Raw genomic sequence first — 23,421 nt, forward strand, 5'->3', positions numbered from 1 at the left:
AGCAGAGCGGCTAGGAGCTATGCGCAGTAAGGAAACATACGCACGAGCGGCCGGGGTAGCCAGAGAGCTATTGGTTTTGTTTGAATAGAGAGTCGAGGTTGCGCGCAATGGTAAAGTAGTTGGCTCCGCCCGAAGCGTGGTAGCCGGCGTGGGTATAATCAAGCTGGAACTGGCTTACGCGCAGCATCACCCCGAAGGAGAAGCCCGCGCCGCCGGCGGTATTGTCTAGGCGCAGTTCCCGGCGCTGCAGGTGGTTGTAGCCCAGCCGCAGGTTCAGGTTTTTGCTCAGCAGTAGCTCCCCTCCTACCACAAAGTGTCGGGCAATTTTGTCGCCGAGTGACTTTTTGGGCTTTACTTCCTCGCCGTTCTCATCCAACTGCCCGCGCTGGTTGGGGTCGAGGTACACAATATCTAACTGCTGCAAGTGGTGGGCCGAGAAGGAAAAGCGAAACGGCAGGTGTTCGGGCTTAAAGGAAGTACCTATTTCCACGTCCAAGGGCATGGGTTCCCGGCTGGCCCCGTCGTAGGGCTTGAGTTGAATGCCGGCATTGCGCACCACCAGTCCGACCGTAAAGTCCTGCTCCGGATGTTTGAACAATCCGCCTACGTCGGCGAGGGCAGCGAAAGAGTGGTTGCCCGCAATGCCGGAACCCGCCAGCTTGAGGGTGCCAGCCAGCGTGAAGGCCCCACTAGTATGGGCATTGGCAATACTCAGGGCGTACTCATTCACCGAGAACTGGCCCAATGGGTTGCCCGCAGGATCAAACTGCTTAAAGTCGCCGTAGTTGAGGTAGGTGAGCCCCACTCCAAAGCGCCCAGCCTTCGCCGTGTTGAACACGTAAGCAGCAGTGCTTTGCTTGATATCGGCCAGGTAATCGACGTAGCCCAGGGCCAGCCGACCGTCCATGTCGGCGTTGAGTAGGGCCGGGTTGCCATAGAGCATGGTCCCGTCGGCGTCGCGGGAAGATACGTTGATGCCCCCGAGCCCGGCCAGCTTGGCGCTGGTAGGCAGGTTTAGAAACGAAAACGCCTGTTGCCCCCAATTTGAGCCTGTACCCGCAGGGGCCAGCCAACTCCGAGAGCAAGGAAGGGCAGTAAAGGAAGGCTACGGCGTACTGGTCGAATCATCAAAGGAAAGATAAAGCGGGTTGCCCGATAAGACGCCTGTTTCTGCTGCTTTATTGCGCCCGGCAAGAGAATTCCCTACCCCTGTTGAACCACTAAGGGGTAGGAAATTCCAGTAGCTTTAGCTGACTTCCACGCTCGGCGAAGCCGGTACGGGTACCTCGTCGCGCACTTCTAGCCTCATGGGGCGGGCTACCTTTTCTTCCAGCAAGGCTACCCGCAGCACGTCATCTACCCGGTCGGCGTAGTGAATGGTAAGGTCCTTGAGGTACTCGGCCGAAATTTCGTCGATGTCCTTTTTGTTTTTCGGGCACAGGATGATGTCACGCACGCCGGCCCGCTTGGCGGCCAGAATCTTTTCTTTGATGCCGCCTACAGGTAGCACTTTCCCGCGCAGGGTTATTTCCCCGGTCATGGCCAAGTGGCTACGGATTTTACGCTGGGTAAACACCGAAGCGATGCTGGTAAAAATGGCAATGCCAGCCGAGGGTCCGTCCTTGGGCACGGCCCCTTCGGGAAAGTGAATGTGCAGATCGTACTGGTCGAAGAGGCGGTAGTCGATGTCTAGCTCCTCAGCTCGGCTGCGTAGGTAGCTCAGGGCCGTCACAGCCGACTCCTTCATCACGTCGCCGAGCTGGCCCGACAGCGTGAGCTTGCCCCGGCCCCGGCTCAGCAGGCTTTCCACGAACAGAATGTCGCCGCCTACGGAGGTCCAGGCCAGGCCCGTTACTACCCCGGCAGTTTCGTTGTCCTGGTACTGGTCCCGGTCGAAAATGGCGCCACCTAAGATGCGAGCAACGTCTTTGGGCTCAAGCGTAGCCGGAAATTCCTCCTTCATGGCCTTGCTCTTAGCCACGTTGCGGGCCACGGCACCCAACTTACGCTCCAAGCTCCGCACCCCACTTTCGCGGGTGTAGTCATCAATCACGCGCTGCAGGGCAGCCGTGCTGATGCCGGCGTCTTTCGGGCCGAGGCCGTGCTCGTGCAGCATTTTGGGCCAGAGATGCTTCTTGGCAATCTGGGTTTTCTCCTCCAGGGTATAGCCCGTCAGGTCAATAATCTCCATCCGGTCGCGCAGGGCGGGCTGAATGGTTTCCAAAGAGTTAGCCGTGGCAATGAACAGCACCCGCGAGAGGTCGTATTCTACCTCCAAGTAGTTGTCGGTGAAGGTAGAGTTCTGCTCGGGGTCCAGCACTTCCAGCAGGGCCGAAGACGGGTCGCCGCGGAAGTCGGAGGCTAGCTTGTCGATTTCATCGAGCACGATAACCGGATTAGAGGCGCCGGCTTTCTTAATCTGGGAGATGATGCGGCCGGGCATGGCGCCCACGTAGGTTTTGCGGTGCCCCCGGATTTCGGCCTCGTCACGGACGCCGCCCAGGCTCATGCGCACGTACTGCCGGCCCAGGGCCTTGGCAATGGAGCGGCCCAGGGAGGTTTTGCCTACCCCCGGAGGGCCGTATAAGCACAGAATCGGCGCCTTTAAGTCTTGCTTGAGCTTGAGCACGGCCAGGTACTCGATGATGCGCGTCTTCACCTTTTCCATGCCGTAGTGGTCCTGGTCGAGGATTTTTTGGGTGCGCTTTAGGTTGAAGTTGTCCTTGGTGTACTCGGCCCAGGGCAAATCCAGCAAAAACTCCACGTAGTTCAGGCTCACCGGATACTCGGCCGCCTGCGGGTTGATGCGGGTCAGCTTATCGACTTCCTTGGCGAAGTGCTTGGCCACAGCCTCGGGCCACTTCTTGCCCTTAGCGCGCTGGCGCAGCTTTTCCACTTCCTGGTCGGGCCCGTCGAAGCCCAGCTCATCCTGCAACACCTTGATCTGCTGGCGCAGGAAGTAGTCGCGCTGCTGCTGGTCGATGTCGGTGTGAACCTTGGTGTGGATTTCGCGCTTGATTTCCAGCAGCTGAATTTCCTTGAGCATAAGCTCCAGCAACTGAGTGCCGCGCTCCACGCCGTCGTTAATTTCCAGCAACTGCTGCTTGATGCTCACTTCCACGTTGATGTTGGAAGAAAGGAAATGGGTCAGAAACGAGGGCGACTCAATGTTATCCAGGGCCACCTGGGCCTCCTGCGGAATCTCGGGGTTGAGCTTGAGCATCTTGGCCGCCGCTTCCTTCAACGACGACACCAGAGCCTTTACTTCCTTGGACTGCTTATTCGGGAAAGCCTCCGGTGAGTAGCTCACCCGGGCCGTGAGGTAGGGCGTACTCTGGGTTTCCTCCTCAATGCGGAAGCGCGACTGGCCCTGAATAATGATGGTGGTGTTGCCATCGGGCAGCACTAGCAGCTTCAGGATTTTGGCCATGGTGCCTACCTGGTAGAGGTCCTGTAGGGTTGGGTCGTCGCTCTGGCCGTTTTTCTGGGCCACCACGCCCACAATCTTGTTGCCCCGGTAAGCCTTTCGTACTAGCCGGATGCTTTTTTTACGGGTAACGGTTACGGGCAGCACTACCCCCGGAAACAGCACCGTATTGCGCACGGGTAGCAGCGGCAGCATCTCCGGCGACTCGTCAGGGCTCAGAGGCTGATCGGGGTCGGCGGCCACAATGGACACCATTTCTTCAGGATCTTCAGCCATTAGCAACAAGGAAGAGAGTGGTGACTTAGGTGAATTATATCGACTCATGAAGGGGTAGACAGCGAAAGCCGAGGCTGCGTGCCACAATGACAGAAGCGGTACGCAGGCTCGGTTCTAAAAGGGAGCGGAATTTCCGAAGGTACAGATTCGGCAAGTGCCGTGCCATGACCAGGTACCGCCACATCGGCAGGGCAGCCCCGGGAACCACAAACGGAATCAAGAATTCCTGCTAACGTTCTGGTTGGTCTGGCGCCGTAGGATATCTGGCTGCATCCAAAAATTCCTATTTTTGATGCTTGCCGGTTTCCCACCGCCTTAGTGCCTACGTATTGCTATGCTCCGCTTTTCTCGTTACCCTCTTTTTTTTCCGCTGGTTTGGCTAGTTCTGCTGCTACCAGTGCTGGTACAGGCGCAACAGAAAAGCGGTTTACCTAACTCGCAACGCAAGCTGACGGCGAAAGTTATCCGCAGCGCCCGTGCCCGCACCGATGCTACCCCCGATTTTCCCAACATCAATCGGCTGGCGTATTTCGAGGATAAAAAAGCCCTGCGCGAAATTCAGCGGGCCGAAAAGCGCAAGAACTGGAATGCTGCCCGCAACCTGCTGGACGTGTACGTGAGCCGCTTCGGCATCGAGAATTTCTACAAGGATACCGGCCTACTCTGGCGGCTGGGGCAGCTCTGGGAAAAGGCCGGCAACGAAGACCGGGCCAAGGCCTACTACCGCCTAGCCCTGAAGCACCGCCGCCAAGACTTACGGAAAGTACAGCTCTACTATGATTCGCTGGAGCAGAAGCAGGCCGAGCTCTACGTGCCCCTGAAAACGTACTACGACATTGTGGAGTACCGCAAGAATATTGCCTCCTTCCGTCCGCCCAAAGGCGTGTACACCAGCATGGGCGAGGCCATTAACTCCCGGGTGGAAGACTACGGCCCCACGCTCAACTCCGACGCGGATCAGCTTATTTTCTCCTCGAAGCGGAAAATGCGCGGCCTCAACGGCATCATTGACGAAGACCTGTACACGGCCCGGCGCGAAAACGGCGTCTGGACGGATGCAGAGCCCCTCCCCAAACCCATCAACTCGCCCTATAACGAAGGCTCGGCCTGCATTAGCAAGGACGGGAAAACTCTGTTTTTCGCCCGCTGTGAATGCCCTACCTGCCACGGCAACTGCGACCTGTACGTGTCTACCTTCAAGGAAGGCCAGTGGACCATGCCCAAGAGCCTGGGCGCGGGCGTGAATTCTACGGCCTGGGACTCGCAGCCTACCCTGTCGCCGGGTGAGGATACGCTGTACTTCGCCTCCGACCGGCTGGGCGGCTTCGGCCTCTCCGATATCTGGTACACCGTGAAGCAGAAAAATGGGCAGTGGAGCAAGGCGCAGAACATGGGCCCCACTGTGAACACCCGCGAAAGTGAGGTGAGCCCCTTCTACCACCCGCTCTACCACGTGCTCTACTTCAGCTCCCGCGGGCAGCTGCTCAACTTCGGCGACTTCGACATTTACAAAACCTACCGGGTGCGGGGCCGCTGGCAGGAGCCCATCAACATCGGGCCGCTCGTGAACGGCAAGGGCTCGGAGTACTACTTCACCATTGATTCCGATTCCAAGAGCCTGTACTACGCCCGCTCCGAGGAAAAGGAAATGAAAAACCTCGACCTGTTTTCCTTTCCCCTGCCCATGGAGGCACAGCCCCTGGCTACTACCCACGTGGAAGGCTTGCTAGTGGATTCTGTGAGCCAGAAGCCGCTCAACGGCATCGTCAGCATTATTGATACCGACAACGGCATTGAGGTAGCCAGCAAGTACCTGCGCGACGACGGCTCCTTTGACTTCGATTTGATTGAGGGCTCCCACTACGTGATGCTGATTCAGAGCCCCGACTTTTTCAGCGTGGAAAAGAAGTTTGCCCTCCAGGGCGACACGGTGATGAAGCTCATGACCAACTCCATCGACTACAAGCTGCCGTTAATCTTCAAAAACATCGAGTTTGACCAGGACAAGGCCACCATTCGGGCCAGCATGCACCCCATTCTGGACCGGATTGCGGTGTTTCTGGTCGACCACCCCACGTTCCGGCTCAGCATTTCGGGCCACACCGACAGCAAGGGCGACCCGGACTTCAACATGACCCTTTCCCAAGACCGGGCCGAAGCCATCCGACGCTACATTGAGCAGAAGGGTAAGCTCAAGCCCAACCGCATTGAAAGTATGGGCTACGGCAGCACCCAACCCCTCAAGGACGAAGCCACCGAAGAAGACGCCCGCACCAACCGCCGCGTAGAGTTCCGCCTAATCAAACCGGAAAACGAGCAAAAGGATGCCGGTGGCAGCGGGGGCTGGTAGCGCATCCGTCGCTGAAGCGCGTCAGTTTCGGCGATTCTGTACTGCCGAAGTGCTGTGTATGCTTCTGACCTTTATCCCGTGGGCATTCGTCTTCACACTACCTATTTACACGATTGCTGCTACCCAGATATTCTTTATAAGAAAGCCCTTGTGGGTAAAGCTGACCGCTGGTATAGGTCCTTTTCTGCTATGGCTGGCCATTCTTTGTACTTATAAATATATTCTCCGCGGCCACCTGTAGCTACCACTTCAGCTGTTGCTGTTCTTCCCCGTCGCGGAAGAGGAGGCTCTGCTTTTGGCCCTTAGCTTCGAGATTAACGATGTTCATTTGGTCAGGAAAGAGGTTCAGCAGCAGCTTGTGGCGCAGCGTGACACCGGTAGCAGAAGCTGGGAGCGGCGCCGTAAAGTAGAGCCAATACGAGTCCTTCTCTTTCTGCAGGCCGACCAAAGTTAGCGGCAGCACCGCGCCTGGGCGGGGGCTGAGTTGAACGGAGCGACGCAACAAATCGGTGAGCAACGGGTCGAGTTGAATTCGAGCCAGTTGGTCGGTACGGATGGGGGTAGGCTTTCCCACCGATAACCCCTTTTCTAAGTCGTCAATAAATATTTTCAAAGCCATTTCTAGGCGTTGCTTCTCGGGGTTGAAGCGCAGCTCCATAATGCTGGCGTGGTAGGCGTGGGCCCAGGCGACCAACTGCCCCACCAGGAGCAAGCCGGCCACTAGCAGCGTTCGACGAATGTAAGGTGAGCAGGGCATGATCGGGAAAGAGAAATACGGAGCCGAAAAGTTGCAGGCTTCACACTATAAAAGCCGTGCCACCTCGCGGCAGCACGGCTTTTCTGAGCGTTTATCGGCTAATGCACTTAATTGCTAAAGGCCTTGAGCAGCGGATTGATGATAAGCACGAAGGCCATTAGACCCAAAATTAGCATCATACCTACCTTCTGCGCGTTTTCCAGGAATTTATCGGAGGGCTTACGACCGGCTATCATCTCGTAGAGCAGGAAAACCACGTGCCCACCATCTAGGGCCGGAATGGGCAACAAGTTCATGAAGGCCAGCACCATGGACAGCATGCCCGTGAGCATCCAGAAGCGGAACCAGTCCCACTTGCCACCGTACTGCTGGGCAATTTCAATGGGGCCGCCCACTGACTTGCGGAAGGAGGCTTCGCCGCGGAAAATCTTGGCAAAAGCTTTGGCCTGAGTGGTAATTACCCGAAGGCCTGCTGGGTACCAAGTGGTACCGACTCAAGCAGTCCGTACTCGCGGTTGCTTCTTTTTAGCATAAACCGGGGGCCAAACCCAATTTTGCCCTCCTCGTCTACCCGCACTTGCAGGGTAAGGTTCTGGCCGCCGCGGTTAACTAGCAGGGGCGTGATTTTTTCGGCGGGCTGCGGCGCTGGCTTCACCCCGCGCAGCCAGTTCACAAACCGCACCAGCAAGGACGGCTTTTCAACCGTGTTGGCATTTTCCAGTAGGGCCTCCTGCAGGTCGCGGAAGAACTGCACCGGCTTGTTGCCCACTTGCAGAATCTGGTCGTCGGGCTGCAGGCCGGCCTTAGCTGCCGGGCTGCCGGGCACTACTTGGTCTACCCGGAAAGGATCCAGGGGCTCTACGAAGCGCTGGTCACCATTATCCGCCAACCGGTCCATGAAGTTATTCGGGACGGGCACATCCAGCAACTGGCCGCCACGGTCTACGGTATAGTAGGCGTTGGAGCCCAGGATGACCTCGGGGCTATAGATATCATTGAAGTCATCGAAGGGCCGGCCGTTTATCTTGACAATTTTGTCGCCCTTCTGAAAGCCGATTTCCTTGCCTAGCTTACTAGGTACTACTCCAAAGCGGGCCTCGGCAGCTGGCAGGTAGCTTTCCCCGTACGTAAAGGTGAGCAGGGAGAAGATGACAATGCCAGTAATAACGTTCATGATGATGCCGCCCAGCATCACAATCAGACGCTGCCAGGCCGGCTTGGCCCGAAACTCGTTGGCCTGAGGCTCGGCCGCCAGACTGTCGGCGTCCTGGGTTTCATCAATCATGCCGTGAATGGCTACGTAGCCACCCAGCGGAAACCAGCCCAGGCCGTATTCGGTCTCCCCAATTTTCTTCTTGAAAAGGGCAAAGTTCATTACCCCAGGCAGGGGAAACAGGAAGTCGAAGAAGATATAAAATTTATCGACCCGGATTTTAAAGTATTTGGCCGCTGCAAAGTGTCCAAACTCGTGCAGACCAACCAGAATGGAAAGGCCCAGCAGCATCTGCCCGGCCATGATAAGTCCTTCCAAAAGATGAGGGTATTAGGTGATGAGGTAATGAGGTGAACAGCCGCGGCACGCTAACAGCGCTACCCCGGGCCTGGTCACCGGGAGCAGGCAATACAAACAACGCACCGAACCCAAGGGTAGTGCCTGTTCCGGCCAGGGTGTCAGGCGCGGGCCCCCACCAGCTCCTGCGCCACGCGGCGCGTTTCCAGGTCGGTTTGCACGTAGTCTTCCAGGGTCGGGGCGGCAAGGTACGAAACCCGCGCGAGGCTGGTTTCTACCACCTCTGACATTTCCAGGAACCCGATTTCGTCGCGCAAGAAAGCAGCCACCGCTACCTCATTGGCGGCATTGAGCACGCAGGGCGCGTTGCCGGCCCGTTGCATGGCCTCAAACGCCAACGCCAGGTTGCGGAAGGTGCTGGTATCAGCCGGCTCAAAGGTTAGCTGGGGATAGTCCAGGAAAGAAAAACGCGGAAACTGGCTGGGCAGGCGCTGGGGGTAACCCAGGGCATACTGAATCGGGAGCTTCATGTCGGGCAGACCGAGCTGGGCTTTCAGGGAACCGTCCTCGAACTGCACCAGGGAGTGAATGATGCTTTGCGGATGCACCACTACGTCAATCTGCTCATTGCGCAACCCAAACAGCCACTTGGCCTCAATCACCTCTAGGCCCTTGTTCATCAAGGAAGCCGAGTCGATAGTGATTTTGGCGCCCATGTCCCAGTTGGGGTGTTTGAGGGCCTGGGCCTTGGTTACCAGGGCCAGCTGTTCGCGGCTGCGGCCTCGGAATGGTCCGCCCGAAGCCGTCAGAATAATCTTTTCGATGGGGTTTTGCTCCTCCCCTACCAGGCACTGAAAAATGGCCGAGTGCTCAGAATCAACAGGGTACAGACCTACTCCATGCTCCTTCACCAAGTCCGTAATTAGCTGGCCAGCTACTACCAGGGTTTCCTTGTTGGCCAGGGCTATCGTTTTGCCAGCCTGAATGGCGCGCACCGTGGGCAGCAGTCCGGCGTAACCCACCATGGCCGTCAGCACCACATCGGCATCCTCACGGCCGGCCACATCGGCTAAGGCGCTGGCTCCAGTCAGTACTTCCGTTTCGGGCTGCTGGGTTAGGGCAGCTTTTACGGTGGCGTATTTCGTTTCGTCGCCGATAACCACCGCGGCCGGCCGAAACTCACGGGCTTGCTGCACCAGCAGCTCGGCGTTGGACTGCGCTGACAAGGCCGTGACAGTGAACTTGCCGGGCTGGGCGCGCATGACATCAAGGGCCTGGGTGCCGATGGAGCCGGTGGAGCCGAGCAGGGTAACGCGCTTAGGAAATTCAGGGGCATAATGTAAGGTAGGGCAGGACAAGGGCAAAGGTACACGAAGCATCGCCAGTTGCGGCCACCAGCAAAAGGAGCGGCTGATACTGCTGTTTCGGCCGCGCAGGGGTAGCAAAACAGTTATTGCGAGCCGTATTACTGGATAGCGCTAATGTGCACTTGCTTGCCGTTAAATACGGCCTGCTCGCCTGCCCGCTTACCGCTCAGGGCCGCCGCTACCGGCGCCGCCCCCGACACGGCGAAGTAGTCTTGCCCTTCTATCGTGAGCTTGCCCGCACTGATGCTAATGTAAAACTGGCCCATGCTGGTAACAACCAGCGCCCCTGGCCGCACGGCGTCGCAGGGTGTGTCGGGGTTGATGCGCTGTACTTCGGCCAACAGTTGGCGGGCCTGTTGGAGCTGCACGGCGTTTCGGTCTCGCTCGTTCTGGGCCATGGCCCGGCCGGTTTCGTACTTGTCGCCGGCGCTGCTTTTGGTTTCGGAGTTGGCCGATTCTTGGGCGGCATCAATGGCAGCCTGGCAGGCGTCGATGCGCTCCTGCACGTAGGCCAGGCACAGGGCGTGGAGGTGGGGTTTAAGCATTAGCTGGTTATAGCCTGCCATAGAATTTCGGGGTCATTTCCTACTCGCCAGTTACCCAAGAGGTGACCTAAACGGTTAATGGAAGCTATTTCGGCAGGTATTGAAAATTCTAGTTTGCACCGATTGGGGTCGAGCTTTCTGTTATCTACAGACACGTGGATAGCTGCGTGCCCATAGGCATCAAAGCAATATGCCTGCAGCTTGAGGTAGCTATCGGAAGTATCAATTATCCCGGCTTCAAAACTTACAGTTGCGGAAACAGCAGTAGGAAAACAACTCAACTCCTTACCGAAATCTTTCCAAGTATCTTCGTCGGCGAAGAAGGTGAGGTATGTTGTATTTTCTCCTTTGCTAATGGTAACATTAAAGTCACCCCAACCACGGCCGTGTTCATCCATAGTGGCACCGATCCTAATAGTTCCTTGCTGCATAGTGCGCTACTCATTCGTTTGATCTAGATTTCTAAGATCAAGCTGATCCTTTAGGCGGTTGGTGCTGGCTTTGTTACGGCGCAAATCTGCCAAGCTAATAAAGTTGATGGGGACTTCATCCAGCACTTTTACTTCGCGTTTAGCGTAGCACGTACCGAACTCCACGCCATCTACGGATGTCAGCAAATCGATGCGTAAGGGAGCTACGCCGAGCTGAACAATAGTGTCTTCTGCGCTGAAATCTGCTACTGTATATCCTAGCCCACCTAGCCCAAACTGCTGGAGCGTATTTACTACCCGGTGTGCATTTTCCGGCGTTGGCCTCACCCAGACGTCTATGTCGCCGGTGGCTCGTACGTACCCGTAGCGTGCTACTGCATATGCTCCTACCACGATGTATTCAACCCCGTTGGCGTTTAATAACTCGACAAACTCTTTGTATTCCTCGGTAAGCTGGTTGGCCTGTGCCATTGCCTAGAAAATAGAAACTGTACACCTGCCGCCGCAAAAACTCTAGCGCTTCCATGCGTTCCTCCACACTTTTAGAGCGCCAAAAAGCCGCGTCATCCGCGTCTTGGTCGTGGTGAAGCGAGGTTTTGCGGGTAGCTGATTTGTCGAAGCGAATCATAGAACAAGTTACGCTATTTCACTCAGCCCCGTTAACCCATCCGCTACCTTCCTATCATTGCTCAACCGGGGCACTTTGTTCTGGCCGCCCAGCTTGCCCAGGCTTTTCATGTAGCGCTGGAAGGCCCCGGCGGGTAGCGGCGTGAGCAGCAGCGGCGCCAGGATGCTACCCCGCAGCAGGTCGTCGTAGTAGACGTTGCGCTGGCGCAGGCCCGCATCGAGGGCGGCGGCAAAGGCGGCAGCATCGTGGGGCGGGCGGGCAAACTCAATGAGCCACTCGTGGCGGGAGGGCACGGCAGGATCGTCGCTGACGCGGGGGCTACCGTGAATTCCACTACCTCCACTTCCGGGTGCTGCTGCATGGCCTCGCGTAGGGTTTGCTCCACTTCTTCACCAATGACATGCTCGCCGAAAGCCGAGAGAAAGTGCTTAATGCGGCCCGTAACCACCACCCGGAACGGGTACTTCTGGGTGAAGCGCACCGTGTCGCCGAGGCTGTAGCCCCAAAGGCCTGCGTTGGAGTTCAGCACTAAGGCGTAGTTCTTATCCAGCTCCACATCGGCCAGGGTTAGGCGGGGAGGGTTGGGCTCGAAGAACCGCTCGGCCGGGATAAACTCGTAGAAAATTCCGGCATTTAGGAGCAGCAACAGGCCAGGGTTGCCCGGCTCGTCCTGGAAAGCCAGAAACCCTTCGGAGGCCGGAAACAGCTCGATACTGTCCACGGGCCGGCCAATGGTATCGAACAACTTTTTGCGGTAGGGCTCGAAGTTGACGCCGCCGTACACGAACAGGTCGAACTGCGGAAACACCTCCCCACCGGCCGGCCCGTGCGCTGCACAATTCGGTCGAAGTACATCTGTACCCAGGGCGGAATCCCGAAATCAGGGTCATAGGCTGAGCCACAGTTTCCTCCACAATGCGGTCCAGCTTGGTTTCCCAATCCTCGATGACGTTGGTTGGGTAGCTGGGTAGCTGGTTGCGGCGCAGGTAAGCGGGCACGTGGTGGTTGGCAATGCCGGAGAGGCGCCCGGTGTGAATGCCGCCTACCGTTTCCAGCTCGGGGAGCCCGACAGGAAAATCAGTTTCCCGTCCAGAAACCGACTTTTCCCGGTGGCGTGCACGTAATGAAGCAGGGCATCTCGGGCGCCGTTGATGTGGTTCGGAATGCTGTCGGTAGTTATTGGAATGTACTTGGCCCGGAGGTAGTGCCGCTGGTTTTGGCCAAATACAGCGGTTTACCGGGCCACAGCACGTTTGGCTCCCGGCCTTCACCCGGTTGAAGTACGGAGCTAGCCCTTCGTAATCCCGCACTGGCACGCGGGCGGCCAAGTCCTGGGCGGTGCGGGCGCTGGTCAGGTCATGGTCGTGGCCGAAACTGGTGCGGGCACCTTGGCTTAGTAGCCCGCGCAGCACCCGCTGCTGGGTGCCAATCGGGTCGTGCTGCCACTGCCGGTACTGATGCGCGATGTAAGCGGCCAGGGCCGACTCAGGGTAGATTTCAGGCCCATGAAAACGTATGAAAGTGCGAAGATGAGAAGTTAACGGTGCTTTTCTTACGCCGCACAAGTGGCGCCGGCAAAAGTACTCGCCTTGCTACCAAGGCCCGGCCCCATCAGCAGGGCCAAGCTCATCCTTTCGCCGGTGGTCCGCGTATCTACTCCCAAACTATCACCTCTTACCGTTTTTCTCATGATTAATCAGCGGGCACTGCCGTTTGGAACGGCGACATCAAAGGCAGCGGTAGTATTACTACCCAGAGCGGTACGGTAGAAGCGCCCTATTCCGTAGGCGCCCGGTTTGAAGGCCAGAAAGGCACAAACCCGGAGGAGTTGGTGGGAGCGGCCCACGCCGGCTGCTACACAATGTTCCTAACTAGCATCCTGACCAAGGAAGGCAAGCAGGTACAGCAGATTACCACCGAATCGAAGGTTACGCTCGACACGTCGGGCGAGATTCCTAAAATCGTCAAGATCAGCCTTACTACGGAAGGCCGGGTGGCGGGTATTTCGCAGGAGGAGTTTCAGCAGTACGCCGAAACGGCGAAAAAGAACTGCCCGATTTCGCAGCTTTTGCGGGCCGTGCCGGAAATGGAACTGGCTTCGGCTACTCTAAAGTAGAGGGCTTGCTTGCCGTTTACGTTTCGTGGTTTGCGGGTGGTGTTCATTTATTGGTAACGACTTGATACCCGCTACCCTCACTGGGTAAGTAAAAGCAAATCACCAAAAAACAAACAACGCAAGCTGAACTTCTTACTTTTGCGGGCCTCAGCGACTTTTACGCCCTTATGCATCCAGATTCTACTCGCATTCGTCTTCAGCCCGCCAACACCCAGCGCATTCCCTTTTGGGGTCAGCTTTTCATCGGTCTGCTCTGGATTGCCTACACCGTGTCGCTTATTGTGACGGGCGAAGGAGCCAGCGACATGCACTTCCTGCACTACGTGTTTCTGGTGTTTAGCTTGGTGTATCTGGGCTACGTGCTGGTGCACAATGCCCCGTGTTCGGCACCCAGAGCTACCTGGAGTTTACGCCCGCCTACATTGTGCACAAGGACGGGCTGTTTCGGCCCAAGCAAGCCTTTGCAGCCCAGGATATAGCCGCCCTGGAGCTGGTTCCTCAGCAGCTGCGGGTGCAACTCAAGGAAGGCACGACCTACGCCATGAGCCTGCGCCAAGTGAAAGGAGCCCGCCGCAAGCGTCTCATGCGCGAGCAGGTACGATCTTTCGCCTCCAAGCACGACATTGCCCTGCGCGATACGCAGGCCTAATACGCCGACAGTTTTTGCCTAAAAAAGAGCCCGTCTGCTTCCGCAAACGGGCTCTTTTGTTGATCAGGCTGTGCCAAATAAGAACTTACTTACCGGCGAACTTCTTGCGCAACTCCGCAATGGTACTGCGGAAAGACTTATCGGAATCAATCAGGTCCGAAACCGTTTGCACGGAGTGGATGACGGTACTATGGTCGCGGCCGCCGAAATGATGGCCGATGCTCTTGAGCGAGTGAGTAGTGTGCTCCTTGGCAAAGTACATGGCCACCTGCCGGGCTGTTACTACCTCCTTCTTGCGGGTTTTGGCCTTGAGCAGATCCAGGGATACGCCAAAGTATTCAGCGCAAGTTTTCTGGATGAAGTCCAGGTTTACCTCGGCCTCCACTTCCTCAATAATATGGCGTAGGGCCTGCTTGGCCATTTCCAAGTCAATTTCCCGGCGGTTTAGGCTACTCTGGGCTACCAGAGAAATCAGCACGCCTTCCAGCTCCCGCACGTTGGTATTCACCGAGTGGGCCAGGTACTCCACTACCTGCGGCGGAATATCGATGCCATCCTGCTGCATCTTGTTCTGGATGATGGCCATGCGCGTCTCAAAGTCAGGGCTTTGCAGGTCGGCGGTTAGGCCCCACTTAAAGCGCGAGAGTAGGCGGTCTTCCAGGCCCACTAGGTCGCGCGGGGGCCGGTCCGAGGTCATTACAATCTGCTTACCCGCTTGGTGCAAGTGGTTGAAGATGTGGAAAAACATCTCCTGAGTTTTGTCCTTGCCGGAGAGAAACTGTACGTCGTCCAGGATTAGGATGTCGACCAGCAGGTAGAAATTGGCAAAATCCTGCACCGCATTGGAGCGCAGGCTCTCAATAAACTGGTTAGTAAACTTTTCGGCCGACACGTAGAGCACGAACTTATCCAGGTTCGTGGCCTTGATGTGGTTACCGATAGCCTGCACCAGGTGCGTTTTGCCCAGCCCTACCCCACCATACACCATTAAAGGGTTAAAGGAGGTGGTACCCGGCTTGTTGGCAACGGCGAGGCCCGCCGAACGCGCCAGGCGGTTACAGTCGCCCTCAATGTAGTTCTCGAAGGTATAAGTCGTGTTCAGCTGCGACTTCAGGTAGTCGCGCTCAATGGTTTTGCTGGCCTCAAAGGGGTTGCGCAGGGTAGGCGGTGCCGGGGCAGGCGTCACGGAAGCCGCCGCCGTATTGCGGGCCGAGCCCGTCATGGCGCTGGCCGCCAACGAGGTAGCGGCGTGCGAAACCACAGCAGCTGGTCCGCGGCCTTGCGGGTGGTTGGGAGGTTGAGGGTACGCGGCTTTTGCTGAGCATTGCCCTGGTCTACCACAATGCTGTACTCCAGCCGCCCTTCTGGGCCCAGTTCCTGGTGAATGGCGCGCTTGAGTTCCTCCACGTAGTGCTCCTCCAGAAACTCGTAGAAGTAGGTGCTGGGCACCTGAATCAGCAGGACGTTATTGTGGAGCTGAACCGGTACAATGGGTTGAAACCATGTTCGGAAGCTCTGCTCACCAATTGTTGCCTTGATGACGCGAAGACAGTTGGCCCATACGGTTCGGCAATCCTTCAGCATCAATCAGATAAGGCAAAAGCAACGGGGGTGCAGGTGGGCGGGATAACAGGCTGGCTACGGGCCGCGAAAGGCCCGTTTTTTTTAGGGGAGACAAAAATGTGGAAAAGTCAGGAGACAAAAAAACGCCCTTAACTCTTGCATTTTACGCACTTTTACCGCAAGGCTAGCTCAACAGTACGGTGAGGTGGCCCAGTGGTAACCTATGCGGCTTGTACGGGAACTACCGAGGTAGCGGCTACCGTAGGCTGGCGCGTACCCCGCTCAAAGGAGTAATCTAGGCGGCCCAGGTTAATGCCCGACCAGCCAACTTGGTTGACCAGGGTGTTGCGGCCATTGGGGCTGGCAATGGGCTCGGGCTGCTCCAGGAAGGTGTGGGTATGCCCGCCCAGAATTAGGTCGATGCCGCTTACCTGGGCCGCCAGCTTCCGGTCGTCGATTTTGGCACTTTCGTATTTGTAGCCGAGGTGGGAAAGGCAAATCACCAGGTCGCACTTCTCGGGGCCGCGCAGCTTGGCTACCATGGCTTTGGCCGTGGCTACGGGGTCAAGGTACTTCGTGGCCCCAAAATTTTTATCGGCTACCAGTCCGGCCATTTCAATGCCCAACCCGAACACGCCTACCCGCACGCCCTGCTTGTCGAACACCTTGTAAGGCTGAAACTTACCCGCCAGAATCGTCTGGGAGAAGTCGTAATTAGCAATCAGAAAGGGGAAGGTAGCGTGGGGCAGCTGCTTCTGCAGCCCTTCTAAGCCGTTGTCGAAGTCGTGGTTGCCGAGGGTGCTGGCATCGTAGGCCATCTGGCTCATGAGCTTGTATTCCAGCTCCCCTGAAAGAAGTTGAAATAGGGCGTGCCCTGCCAGATGTCGCCGGAGTCTAGGAGCAGCACGTTGGGCTCCTGCTTCCGGATTTGCTCAATCAGGGCCGCGCGCCGGGCCATTCCGCCCAAGCCAGCCCACTGGGCGGCATTGTCGGGGAAGGGCTCGATGCGGGAGTGCATGTCGTTGGTGTGCAGGATGGTCAGGCGGGTAGCCTTTTTATCGGCGGCCACCGTCGGCAGGGCCGAAACCCCAACAGGCCCAGAGTAGCGGCGCCCAGGCCGGTATGTTTTAAAAATTCGCGACGCTGCATGAAGGAGAAAGTAACGGGTGATTGAGTGGCAGAGTGCAGGAGAGCGAGCAGATACTTAAGTTGCTGATTATCAGAGCTCTTGCTCCGTTATTCAGCCTACTCAGCTACGCTATTTCACCCGGCCGTCAACGCTGGCCTCAATGGACTTGCCTTGCTGGGTTTGTTCGCGCATGTAGTCGGCAATAGCCGTGCGCAGCAGCACTCCGGTCCCGCGGGGCTTGATGGTTTTAAAGAACGTGAGGTTGTCGCCGCCGCCGGCTAGGTAGTCGGAAATGGCAATGGTGTAGGTACGCGCGGGCTCAAACGGCTGCCCCCGATGCGAATGTCCTGGGGCTTGCCCTCAACGGCAGCGTACACCGCTCCGGAAACCGGCATTTTGATGCGGGCAGCATAGTCAAAAAGTTGCTGTACTACGGCGCCGGGAGCGTCTAGCACCACCAGCTCGTTTTCGAAGGGCATGAGCTCAAACACCGAGCCCATTGTAACGGGCCCAGCCGGAATGGGAGCCCGCAGGCCACCGTTGGTCATGACGCTGAGCTCCACGGGCTGCTTTAGCTCCCGGCTGGCGCGAATGCGCTGGATGTCGGCCACAAAATTGGACAGCGGCGACTCTCCATTGTTTTTGACGATGGCCACCGGGGCTTGGCCCAGTACGGCCGTCATTTGCTCCGTTACGCGCTGGCGGTAGGGGCAATGGTGGCGGCAGCTTTGGGGTCTTCGGGGATGGTTTTGCCAACGGGTTGGGCCGTCACCGGGGCCAGCTGCGCCTTAGGCAGGTAGGCTCCGCGCTGGCAGGCAGGGGCCAGTGCTACGGCCGTCAGCAGGCCCAGAGCAGCCAGGCGGGAACGAAGAAGTTGCATCAGGTCAGGAAGAAGGGAAATGCGAGCGGCAAAGGTACGGTAGCGCAACGGGAGTTGGAACGACTGTATTTTATTGCCGAAGACAACGCACCCAAAAAACACAGACTATCAATCAGTTAAACCCGGGCATTTCACTCGTTTTCAGCCTACCCACTCGACAGCACTACTGAACATACCTGCTCCCCGTGCTGCTACGTGGCACTCACTAGCGGGCAGCGCGCACGACGGAAGGCGGGGCACCAACCTCATACTTGATACTCACTGGCAGTTAGCAACTACCACGGCTTTTGTGCGCACGCAAGGCCACTCTGCAGTGCGAGGAAGTAAAACACTGTGCGGTAAGCACTGCCACCCAGGTCAAGCATCAGCCAAGCAAAATACGGCGCCACGGCAGGATGTTCGGTGAACTTGGCGTTCATATACTTCACTAGAAGAAACCCGATTTCTCTGGGCGGCGCCAGCAACTGTATAACGCTTCTGGCTCTGCACAGAGAGGAACTTGCCGAAATATTGCTGGTCTTAGTATGCATCTGCTAAAGCCTAGTTCTGGCCCTGAACCGGTATCTTTAGCCCGCCCCTTTGGGTTTTCGTTTTCCCACCCCACCCCGCTGCATTATGGCCGATTCGCCGCGCCCCGCGCCTGTTTCGTTCTCTGAGTTTGACGCCACCACAACCCCCAGTGGCTGGAGCGCATCGCCCGCGACTTGAAAGGCCAGGACCCGGCCACCCTCACCTGGCAAACCCCTGATGGTTTTCCGGTGCAGCCTTTTTACCACCTGGAGGCCTTGCAGGAACTGGGCGGCGCCCCTACCCCCCAGGTGCGACCGAGCGCGCACTGGCGTAACGTGCCTACCTACTCGGTGCCAGCCCTGGAGCGGGGCGGCAGCGCCATCGACCGTGCCGCCGCGGCCCTGCACCGCGGCGCCGACGGTGCTCATTTCGTGCTGGCTCACGCCGAGGGCTTCGATGTGGAGCACTTGCAGCAGCGCCTGCCCCTGGCCGATACCTACCTGGGCTACACGGTGCGGGGTGGCGCGGCCCGGCTGGTACAGCGCCTGGCGGCCCTGGAGGTAGCACCGCGTGGCTTCCTGGTTTCGGACCCCATTACCCGCCATGCTCCCGACCTGGTCAACCAGCAAGAGGAGTTGCGCACGGCCATCCGCCTAAGCAAAAACTGGCCGGAGTTTCGGGCCTTGGGGATTAACGCCGCCTTTTATGGCAACCGCGGCGCCACGGCTACGCAGCAAGTAGCCTTCGCCCTGGCTACGGCCGCCGCCTACCTGAGTGCCCTCCCCACTACTGACGATGTGACCGTAGCAGACGTGGCCGCCGCCTTGCATGTACATGTGGCCGTCGGCCCGAACTACTTCTTTGAAATAGCCAAGCTACGGGCCCTGCGCCGGCTGTGGGCTACCCTGCTGCATGCTTACGGCCTACCCGCCGGAGCAGCCCAGCAACTAACCATTTTCGCCAGCACGGCTACCTGGAGCCAGACCACCCTCGATCCGCACACCAACCTGCTCCGCACCACCACCGAGGCCATGAGCGCTGTACTGGGTGGGGCTGATGCCGTGAGCGTGGGGGCTTTCGACTGCCTGTTCCATGCTCCCAACGAGTTTGCCGAGCGCCTAGCCCGCAACCTGCCAGTACTGCTGCGTGAGGAAGCCTACCTGGATAGAGTGCAGGACCCCGCCGCCGGCTCCTACTACCTCGAAACCCTTACCGACCAGCTCAGCCGCGAGGCGTGGGCCCTGTTTCAGAAGCTGGAAGCGGCTGGGGGCCTGCCTGCCGCCACGGGCCTCGTGATGCAGGAGCTGCACGCCTCGGCCCAGGCCCAGTTCCGGCGCATTGCCAACGGCGAGCAGGTGGTAGTGGGCACCAACAAGTTTCAGAATCCCAACGAGACATTCGACTACAACCCCAAGCGCCTGTTGCGCAGCCGGGAGTTTGATAGCACCCGCGCCACCTACCCCACCGAAGTGCTCCGGCTGGCGACGGCCCTGCACTTCGAGCGGCGAGAAAAGCGCAAGAAGCGGGCGGCCTTGGTGCTGCTGGGCGCCCACACCAACCAGATTATTCTGGAATCTTTCCTGAATACGCTGCCCGAAAAGGAGCGGCTGGAACTACGGGCGGCCCACCCGGAAGGGACACTGTCGGTGCTATTTTCTTCCACGGAAGAAGCTACGCTCATGTACGCTACCCCCGAGCAGTTCGGCCGCCTTTCCCGGGCCATCAGCCGCGTGCCCATCGACGAGCCCAACTTCATTCCGCCCGCCCTGCTCACCGCCGACCTGGCCACCATGCAGGAAGCCGTGCACGTGTTCGGCTTCAAGGAATTCACCGTGCAAGGCTATAGCACCGAGGACGTGCTGGCCCGCTTGCAGGGGAAGAAGTGAAATGGTGAAGTGGTGATGAAGTGAGCCTCTGTTCAGGCAGCGCAAACTGCGCTACCTGAATTCGATACCTCCATTTCATTATCCCCACACTCCACCATTTCACAAACTCACCATTTCACCATTGCCATGAAGCCCGACTTCTCTCAGATATCCTACGACGCGGCTCAGCTGCCCGCGCCGACCACCGAAGCCACCGAAACTCCTACTCCGGAAGGCATTGCGCTGAAGCAGTTCTATACCGCTCAGGATGTGCAGCACCTCGACCACCTTGGGTTTGGGGCGGGGCAGGCGCCCTACCTGCGCGGGCCCTACAGCACCATGTACATCCAGAACCCCTGGACCATCCGGCAGTACGCGGGCTTTAGCACGGCTGAGGCTAGCAACGCCTTCTACCGCCGCAACCTGGCCGGCGGGCAGAAAGGTCTTTCCGTTGCCTTCGACCTGGCTACCCATCGGGCTACGACTCTGACCACCCGCGCGTGGTGGGCGACGTGGGCAAGGCTGGCGTGGCCATTGATTCAGTAGAGGACATGAAGCTCCTGTTTGATGAGATTCCGCTGGACCAGATGTCGGTGTCGATGACCATGAACGGGGCGGTGCTGCCCATTATGGCCTTCTACATTGTGGCGGCCGAGGAGCAGGGCGTAACGCCGGATAAGCTGGCGGGCACCATTCAGAACGATATTCTGAAGGAGTTCATGGTGCGCAACACCTACATCTACCCGCCCCTGCCGAGCATGCGCATCATTGCGGATATTTTCAGCTACACGGCTCAGAATATGCCCAAGTTCAACTCCATCAGCATCTCGGGCTACCACATGCAGGAAGCCGGGCTACCGCTGATCTGGAATTGGCCTACACCCTGGCCGATGGGCTGGAGTACGTGCGGGCCGGGCTGGCAGCGGGCATGAGCATCGACCAGTTTGCCCCGCGCCTCTCGTTTTTCTGGGCTATTGGCATGAACCACTTCATGGAAATTGCCAAGATGCGGGCCGGCCGTTTGCTTTGGGCCAAGCTCATCAAGCAGTTTAATCCTCAGAACCCCAAGAGCCTGGCCCTGCGCACGCACTGCCAGACCTCGGGCTACTCGCTCACCGAGCAGGACCCTTTCAACAACGTGGCCCGCACCTGCATCGAGGCCATGGCCGCGGCCCTGGGCGGCACCCAGAGCCTGCACACCAACGCCCTCGACGAGGCCATTGCCCTACCCACCGACTTCTCGGCCCGCATTGCCCGCAACACCCAGCTCTACCTCCAGCACGAAACGGACATTACCCGCGTGGTAGACCCCTGGGGCGGCTCCTACTACGTGGAAACCCTCACCCACGAGCTGGCCGACAAAGCCTGGGCCCTTATCCAAGAGGTTGAAGAACTGGGCGGCATGGCCAAGGCCATTGAAACCGGTCTGCCCAAAATGCGCATCGAGGAAGCCGCCGCCCGCAAGCAGGCCCGCATCGACTCGGGCAAGGAAATCGTGGTAGGCGTGAACAAGTACCGCGTCGACGAGGCCACGGACATTGAGGTGCTCGACATCGACAACGCCGCCGTGCGCGAGTCGCAGATTGCGCGCCTGAACCAGATTAAAGCTACCCGTGACAACGCCGCCGTGCAGCAGGCCCTGGAGGCCCTCACCGAAGCAGCGCGGGCCTCTGGCAATGAGGAATTAGGAATGAAGAATGAGGAATTGGGAGAGACTATTCATTCCTCATCCCTCATTCCTAATTCCTCATTAAACCTATTGGCCCTGGCCGTAAACGCGGCCCGCCTGCGCGCTACCCTCGGCGAGATTTCCGATGCTCTGGAAAAGGTGTACGGCCGCCATCAGGCCACCATTCGGGCTATTTCGGGCGTGTATTCTCAGGAAATGAACTACGACGAGCAGTTTGCCAAGGCCCGCCAGATGGCCGATGAATTTGCCGCCCGCGAAGGCCGCCGTCCCCGCATGATGGTGGCCAAAATGGGCCAGGACGGCCACGACCGGGGCTCCAAGATTATTGCTACCTCCTTCGCCGACGTAGGCTTCGACGTGGACATTGCGCCCCTGTTCCAAACCCCCGACGAGGTAGCCCGCCAAGCCGCCGAGAACGACGTGCACGTGGTGGGCGTGAGCAGCCTCGCCGCCGGCCACAAAACCCTGATTCCGCAGCTCATTGCGGAGCTCCGGCAGCTCGGCCGCGAAGACATCCTCGTCATTGCCGGCGGCGTCATCCCCGCCCAGGACTACGACTTCCTCTACAACGCCGGGGTAGTCGGCGTGTACGGCCCCGGCACCGTCATTGCCGTGGCGGCACAGGAGATTTTGGATAAGTTGGCGTAACTACATCCATAAGTATCAAAATTTTTCATTCTTAACATAATTTTCCTTTTCAATTCAATCAGATGAGACGAAGTGATATAATAGCTTCAGCCCGAAGCATTGAAAAAGCAATTAGAGATTCAGGTATTTTAGAAAGTCTCGATACAGGAGCAAGGAAAGACGACACTACTATTAATACATCATTATTATCGGCATTAAATAAATTTTCTCTTTTTTACAACAATTTTACAGAAAGCGAAAAACAAATAATTAAAATATTTAGACTAGAAAAAATAGTAGACCCTGAAGTTTGGCCAAAGATTATTACTGACAGAACCTCAACTTTACCAATTAGGCATTCATTACATTTACTAACCACCTATCTTCCCAGAACACTTGAATTATTTAAACAAGATAACACTGATGTTTTTTTAGACAACAACAAGAAACTGCCAAAGCAATTTGAAAACAAAGATACTATAACAGTTATTCTCCCTGAAGAGAAGAACCATTTATCAAGTCCTTTAAGACTGAGTTCTATCATTGATGGAATCGTTTTATTGTATCAATCATGCGCAATAATTAATCAGGAATCCCCTGATGACATAAGCGTACTTGCAATAGATTCCGGAAGTGATAAATCCTTTGACTTTCTAGGTAATGCTAAAGTGGTTGAGTGTCTAAAAGACCTCATAATACAAATATGGGACAGAGTAGTATTTTATAGAGAAAGAAAAATGGGTGAGCGGCTCGAATTAATTGGCAAAGCTTTACCAATAATTGAACAAGTTGGCAGAATGGAGCAGAACGGAACTATAGGACCAGAGCAAGCAGAGATATTAAGAAGAAATTTAATAGACGGGACTAATAAATTCATAGCAACAGGAGCAGTGACGCCTGAATTATATCACAATAATCAGCATAACCCGCGCCAAATTATGGCACCTGATCCAAAAATGATAACAGAAAAATCAGCAATTAAAGATAATGACACCATTCAAGAAAATCAGCCCATTAATTCAGACGATGAATTATCACCAGAAGAACAATTAGTGCTAGAAAAATTAATGAATAAAAAAAACAGGAACACGTAAGGTTCTA

20 protein-coding genes and 4 pseudogenes are annotated in these 23,421 nt (G+C 57.1%); 6 read left to right on the top strand and 18 right to left on the bottom strand.

Features of this window, described 5'->3' with window-relative positions; genetic code table 11:
• Positions 1-67: 67 nt before the first annotated feature.
• Together porQ and lon are read right to left on the bottom strand one after the other, a co-directional pair.
• A complete protein-coding gene (gene porQ / locus MUN84_RS06075) occupies positions 68-1,069 on the bottom strand; it encodes a type IX secretion system protein PorQ (RefSeq protein WP_317239201.1) in 1,002 nt (333 codons plus the stop codon).
• A gap of 177 nt (positions 1,070-1,246) precedes the next feature.
• Positions 1,247-3,703 (bottom strand): endopeptidase La, encoded by a 2,457-nt coding sequence (gene lon, locus MUN84_RS06080; protein WP_244697076.1) that lies wholly within the window; start codon positions 3,701-3,703, stop codon positions 1,247-1,249.
• Positions 3,704-4,100: 397 nt separating this feature from the next.
• On the opposite strand from lon, the gene MUN84_RS06085 reads away from it, so the two are divergent.
• Entirely contained in the window at positions 4,101-6,053 is a 1,953-nt protein-coding gene (locus tag MUN84_RS06085) for an OmpA family protein (RefSeq protein ID WP_244697077.1), read from the top strand.
• A gap of 241 nt (positions 6,054-6,294) precedes the next feature.
• Here MUN84_RS06085 and MUN84_RS06090 read toward each other — a convergent pair whose 3' ends face one another.
• The 8 genes and pseudogenes from MUN84_RS06090 to MUN84_RS06120 all read right to left on the bottom strand — a co-directional run bounded on the left by MUN84_RS06090 (position 6,295) and on the right by MUN84_RS06120 (position 12,798).
• On the bottom strand, positions 6,295-6,810 hold the full coding sequence (locus MUN84_RS06090) for a DUF6702 family protein (protein WP_244697078.1): 516 nt from the start codon (positions 6,808-6,810) through the stop codon (positions 6,295-6,297).
• A 107-nt stretch (positions 6,811-6,917) separates the two neighbouring features.
• A complete protein-coding gene (locus MUN84_RS23640; RefSeq protein WP_317239203.1) occupies positions 6,918-7,268 on the bottom strand; it encodes a site-2 protease family protein in 351 nt (116 codons plus the stop codon).
• Positions 7,268-8,341, bottom strand: coding sequence for a site-2 protease family protein (locus MUN84_RS06095; protein WP_317239136.1), 1,074 nt, complete (start codon positions 8,339-8,341; stop codon positions 7,268-7,270). The genes MUN84_RS23640 and MUN84_RS06095 overlap by 1 nt, the downstream gene beginning before the upstream one ends.
• Positions 8,342-8,481: 140 nt before the next feature.
• Positions 8,482-9,678: a 1-deoxy-D-xylulose-5-phosphate reductoisomerase gene (locus MUN84_RS06100; protein WP_262920656.1), complete on the bottom strand. Its 1,197-nt coding sequence runs from the start codon at positions 9,676-9,678 to the stop codon at positions 8,482-8,484.
• A 107-nt stretch (positions 9,679-9,785) separates the two neighbouring features.
• Positions 9,786-10,232 (bottom strand): 3-oxoacyl-ACP synthase, encoded by a 447-nt coding sequence (locus MUN84_RS06105; protein WP_244697079.1) that lies wholly within the window; start codon positions 10,230-10,232, stop codon positions 9,786-9,788.
• Positions 10,232-10,630, bottom strand: a complete 399-nt coding sequence (locus MUN84_RS06110; protein ID WP_244697080.1) for a hypothetical protein — start codon at positions 10,628-10,630, stop codon at positions 10,232-10,234. The genes MUN84_RS06105 and MUN84_RS06110 overlap by 1 nt, the downstream gene beginning before the upstream one ends.
• A gap of 39 nt (positions 10,631-10,669) precedes the next feature.
• Positions 10,670-11,134, bottom strand: coding sequence for a nucleotidyltransferase (locus MUN84_RS06115; protein WP_244697081.1), 465 nt, complete (start codon positions 11,132-11,134; stop codon positions 10,670-10,672).
• A 165-nt stretch (positions 11,135-11,299) separates the two neighbouring features.
• Positions 11,300-12,798, bottom strand: a pseudogene (locus tag MUN84_RS06120) (GH3 auxin-responsive promoter family protein).
• A 207-nt stretch (positions 12,799-13,005) separates the two neighbouring features.
• On the opposite strand from MUN84_RS06120, the pseudogene MUN84_RS06125 reads away from it, so the two are divergent.
• Positions 13,006-13,407: pseudogene (locus MUN84_RS06125) on the top strand (OsmC family peroxiredoxin); the annotation flags it as partial.
• 77 nt (positions 13,408-13,484) lie between these two features.
• Here the strand turns inward: MUN84_RS06125 and MUN84_RS06130 are convergent.
• Positions 13,485-13,727, bottom strand: a complete 243-nt coding sequence (locus tag MUN84_RS06130) for a hypothetical protein (RefSeq protein WP_244697082.1) — start codon at positions 13,725-13,727, stop codon at positions 13,485-13,487.
• 59 nt (positions 13,728-13,786) lie between these two features.
• Between MUN84_RS06130 and MUN84_RS06135 the strand changes: the two genes are divergently transcribed.
• Positions 13,787-14,056 (top strand): hypothetical protein, encoded by a 270-nt coding sequence (locus tag MUN84_RS06135; RefSeq protein WP_244697083.1) that lies wholly within the window; start codon positions 13,787-13,789, stop codon positions 14,054-14,056.
• An 85-nt stretch (positions 14,057-14,141) separates the two neighbouring features.
• Here the strand turns inward: MUN84_RS06135 and dnaA are convergent.
• The 7 genes and pseudogenes from dnaA to MUN84_RS06165 all read right to left on the bottom strand — a co-directional run bounded on the left by dnaA (position 14,142) and on the right by MUN84_RS06165 (position 17,628).
• Positions 14,142-15,640: pseudogene (dnaA, locus tag MUN84_RS06140) on the bottom strand (chromosomal replication initiator protein DnaA).
• 200 nt (positions 15,641-15,840) lie between these two features.
• The gene (locus MUN84_RS06150) at positions 15,841-16,446 is read right to left on the bottom strand and encodes a bifunctional metallophosphatase/5'-nucleotidase (protein ID WP_410780073.1); all 606 of its coding nucleotides are present in this window, start codon (positions 16,444-16,446) and stop codon (positions 15,841-15,843) included.
• A complete protein-coding gene (locus MUN84_RS24450) occupies positions 16,443-16,688 on the bottom strand; it encodes a metallophosphoesterase (protein WP_410780074.1) in 246 nt (81 codons plus the stop codon). The genes MUN84_RS06150 and MUN84_RS24450 overlap by 4 nt, the downstream gene beginning before the upstream one ends.
• Positions 16,658-16,768, bottom strand: a complete 111-nt coding sequence (locus MUN84_RS24455; RefSeq protein ID WP_244697085.1) for a twin-arginine translocation signal domain-containing protein — start codon at positions 16,766-16,768, stop codon at positions 16,658-16,660. The genes MUN84_RS24450 and MUN84_RS24455 overlap by 31 nt, the downstream gene beginning before the upstream one ends.
• Positions 16,769-16,877: 109 nt before the next feature.
• Positions 16,878-17,048 carry a hypothetical protein gene (locus MUN84_RS24460; RefSeq protein WP_410780093.1) on the bottom strand — a complete coding sequence of 57 codons (171 nt, stop codon included), beginning with the start codon at positions 17,046-17,048 and terminating at the stop codon, positions 16,878-16,880.
• Positions 17,027-17,431: a 5'-nucleotidase C-terminal domain-containing protein gene (locus MUN84_RS06160; protein ID WP_244697086.1), complete on the bottom strand. Its 405-nt coding sequence runs from the start codon at positions 17,429-17,431 to the stop codon at positions 17,027-17,029. The genes MUN84_RS24460 and MUN84_RS06160 overlap by 22 nt, the downstream gene beginning before the upstream one ends.
• Positions 17,432-17,439: 8 nt before the next feature.
• Positions 17,440-17,628, bottom strand: coding sequence for a hypothetical protein (locus MUN84_RS06165; RefSeq protein WP_244697087.1), 189 nt, complete (start codon positions 17,626-17,628; stop codon positions 17,440-17,442).
• Between the two features lie 704 nt (positions 17,629-18,332).
• On the opposite strand from MUN84_RS06165, the gene MUN84_RS06170 reads away from it, so the two are divergent.
• The 3 genes and pseudogenes from MUN84_RS06170 (at position 18,333) to MUN84_RS06180 (ending at position 23,414) form a co-directional block, all read left to right on the top strand.
• On the top strand, positions 18,333-20,024 hold the full coding sequence (locus MUN84_RS06170; protein WP_244697088.1) for a methylmalonyl-CoA mutase family protein: 1,692 nt from the start codon (positions 18,333-18,335) through the stop codon (positions 20,022-20,024).
• Between the two features lie 126 nt (positions 20,025-20,150).
• Positions 20,151-22,341: pseudogene (scpA, locus tag MUN84_RS06175) on the top strand (methylmalonyl-CoA mutase).
• 62 nt (positions 22,342-22,403) lie between these two features.
• Positions 22,404-23,414: a hypothetical protein gene (locus tag MUN84_RS06180; protein ID WP_244697089.1), complete on the top strand. Its 1,011-nt coding sequence runs from the start codon at positions 22,404-22,406 to the stop codon at positions 23,412-23,414.
• The last annotated feature ends 7 nt before the right edge of the window (positions 23,415-23,421 follow it).

The organism is Hymenobacter sp. 5516J-16, assembly GCF_022919335.1.
GTDB lineage: Bacteria > Bacteroidota > Bacteroidia > Cytophagales > Hymenobacteraceae > Hymenobacter > Hymenobacter sublimis.

Coding starts and splice junctions, on each gene's coding strand:
- MUN84_RS06160 (WP_244697086.1), bottom strand. CDS start 17,431: ATGACGGCCGTACTGGGCCAAGCCCCGGTGGCCATCGTCAAAAACAAT.
- MUN84_RS06165 (WP_244697087.1), bottom strand. CDS start 17,628: ATGCAACTTCTTCGTTCCCGCCTGGCTGCTCTGGGCCTGCTGACGGCC.
- MUN84_RS06110 (WP_244697080.1), bottom strand. CDS start 10,630: ATGGATGAACACGGCCGTGGTTGGGGTGACTTTAATGTTACCATTAGC.
- lon (WP_244697076.1), bottom strand. CDS start 3,703: ATGGCTGAAGATCCTGAAGAAATGGTGTCCATTGTGGCCGCCGACCCC.
- MUN84_RS06180 (WP_244697089.1), top strand. CDS start 22,404: ATGAGACGAAGTGATATAATAGCTTCAGCCCGAAGCATTGAAAAAGCA.
- MUN84_RS06150 (WP_410780073.1), bottom strand. CDS start 16,446: ATGAGCCAGATGGCCTACGATGCCAGCACCCTCGGCAACCACGACTTC.
- MUN84_RS06115 (WP_244697081.1), bottom strand. CDS start 11,134: ATGGCACAGGCCAACCAGCTTACCGAGGAATACAAAGAGTTTGTCGAG.
- MUN84_RS24455 (WP_244697085.1), bottom strand. CDS start 16,768: ATGCAGCGTCGCGAATTTTTAAAACATACCGGCCTGGGCGCCGCTACT.
- MUN84_RS06105 (WP_244697079.1), bottom strand. CDS start 10,232: ATGCTTAAACCCCACCTCCACGCCCTGTGCCTGGCCTACGTGCAGGAG.
- MUN84_RS06090 (WP_244697078.1), bottom strand. CDS start 6,810: ATGCCCTGCTCACCTTACATTCGTCGAACGCTGCTAGTGGCCGGCTTG.